Origin of the sequence: Streptomyces alkaliphilus (assembly GCF_014141535.1) — a bacterium.
Lineage (GTDB): Bacteria > Actinomycetota > Actinomycetes > Streptomycetales > Streptomycetaceae > Streptomyces > Streptomyces alkaliphilus.
Genome location: NZ_VKHT01000872.1, coordinates 1 through 2,103 on the forward strand (window position 1 = coordinate 1; position 2,103 = coordinate 2,103).

3 protein-coding genes are annotated in these 2,103 nt (G+C 73.0%); all 3 read right to left on the bottom strand.

What is annotated here, in order from left to right:
* A partial coding sequence (locus FNQ90_RS20655) for a DUF6113 family protein (protein WP_407699403.1) occupies positions 1–463 on the bottom strand: 463 nt, incomplete at its 3' end.
* Complete coding sequence (mshB, locus tag FNQ90_RS20660; protein WP_182607734.1) at positions 388–1,329, bottom strand: N-acetyl-1-D-myo-inositol-2-amino-2-deoxy-alpha-D-glucopyranoside deacetylase; 942 nt, start codon at positions 1,327–1,329, stop codon at positions 388–390. The genes FNQ90_RS20655 and mshB, both read right to left, overlap by 76 nt.
* Positions 1,330–1,400: 71 nt before the next feature.
* Entirely contained in the window at positions 1,401–1,595 is a 195-nt protein-coding gene (locus FNQ90_RS20665; protein ID WP_143623190.1) for a hypothetical protein, read from the bottom strand.
* Between the last annotated feature and the right edge of the window lie 508 nt (positions 1,596–2,103).

Here is a 2,103-nt window from a genome sequence, read left to right on the forward strand (position 1 = left end):
GTTCGGACGACGATGGCCGGGGGGCGAGGAACGGACGGACGGGGCCGGGCGGTGTGCGGCGCACCGGGGCGAGTGCCGCACAGCAGGCGACCAGCAACATCCCGCCGAACAGGAAGAGATAGCTTCCCGCGCCGGCCGCGAAGACGAAGTCGCCGCGCGGCCGGGTGAGGGTGAGCAGGAGCACGGTCAGTCCCCAGCCGGCGGCCGGCAGCGCCGCGCCGGCCCGGGTGCCGACCAGCACCGCGCCACCCCAACAGGCCCCCGCGCCCGCCGCGAGGGCGAGGAGCAGACCGAGCGGTGAGGCGGCGCCCTGGACGACGGAGCCGGCCGCGCCCACCATCGCGCCGAGCAGGAACAGTCCGGCGTACCCGAGGAGACGGAGAGCGGTCACGGGGTCGCTCCCGGGGTCACGGCGGGGCCGGCCGACGGGGCGGAGGGTTCGTCCGGTTCCGGACCGGCGCACGGGTCCTTGGCGCCGGGTGGTGGCGGTGAGCCGGCGCCGAGCCGGAACCATTCCGTGGTCCACAGGGGTTGGACCAGCCCGTTGGAGAGGGCGAAGACCGGACCCACCCCCTCGACCTCCTCCTCCCCCACGTCGATCTGGGTGGCGTGGGCGCGCATCGCGGCCCTCTTCGCGGCGATCTCGCGGGGGCCGCCGACGACGGTGACCACGACCTGCTCGTCGTCGACCACCCCGGGGATCGCGTCGAGGTCGGCGACGCCGGCGAACCGGCCGGGTCCGGCGGCTCGCAGGGCCCCCAGGGCCCTCTCGGCGGCGGAGCGCGGCACGCAGGTCCACAGGATCCGGGGGACCCGGTGGGCGGCGGGACCGGGTTCGGCGGCCAGTTCGACGGCACGCGTGGCGATGCGGTGGGCCCGGATGTGGTCGGGGTGGCCGTACCCGCCGTTCGGGTCATAGGTGAGCAGGACCGCGGGGCGGGTCTCGCGGATGACTGCGGCCAGGGCCCCGGCGGCCTCGTCGTCGTCGGAACGCCACAGCGAGTCGGGCCGGTCGTTCTGCGGGGCGCCCATCATCCCGGAGTCGCGCCAGCGACCGGGACCGCCGAGGAAGCGGTGATCGGTGACGCCGAGTTCGGCCATGGCGGCGGCCAACTCCCCGATCCGGTGCGGGCCCAGGCGGTTCTCGCGGTCGGGAGCCAGGTGGGCGAGATCCGGGGGGATGACCTCGCCCTCCTCACCGAGGGTGCAGGTGACGAGGGTCACCCGCCGACCGGCGGCCACGGCGGCGGCCATGGTGACGCCGTTGGTGATGGTCTCGTCATCGGGGTGCGCGTGGACCAGGAGCACCCCGGGGGCACCGGTGTTCATGGGATGAGCCTATGCCCACCGGGCGGGCCGGGCCGGGCCGCCCGGTGGGGTACGGCCCGGCGCTCCCCGGATCAGAAGTTCAGGTTGTTGATCATGCCCGCGACGCTGCTGGTGAGTTCGTTGATGGTCGGCGCCAGGTTGGAGCTGGCCAGGTAGAAGCCGAGGATGATGCAGACCACGGCGTGCAGCGCCTTGAGCCCCTGCTTCTTGATCAGCAGGAAGACGACGATACCCAGCAGGAGCACCGCGGATACGGAGAGGGCCACGGCGAGTACCTCCACGAGCGATCGGGGGGAGCGGGGGTCGGGTCCGCGCCGGTTGGCCGACGGATGTCGGAGCCCCGGACGGGAGCGGGAGAGCACAGGGGTTCTACCCACTCATCGCACGTGATCATAACGATCCGTGAGACGTCACGGGTCGGTGCACGGAAGCAAGTCGGGGGCGCACACCGCCGAAGGACTTGCGCGGAGCGATCACCCGGGCCCGGGTTTCGTCGGATTCACGCCGGCTCAACCCCTCCGCCGGTCATATCCGGCGCATACCCCCTCGCGGCATACATCAGCCCATCACCCCCGTACCACACCCCGTTCACCCGATCCCCGGAATATACCCCCGTACCGGGCGTACCGGGGTTTTACACGGCGGCAACGACGCGGACCCGGTACCGATATGCGGACACCCCACGCTGGGGTGTGTACGGCCGTGCGGGTGCCGTGGACAGGGACGGGGTGGACCTCCGGTTCGCCCCGTTCCCGTTCCCCGCCCGTTCTCCCG

Coding starts and splice junctions, on each gene's coding strand:
- mshB (WP_182607734.1), bottom strand. CDS start 1,329: ATGAACACCGGTGCCCCCGGGGTGCTCCTGGTCCACGCGCACCCCGAT.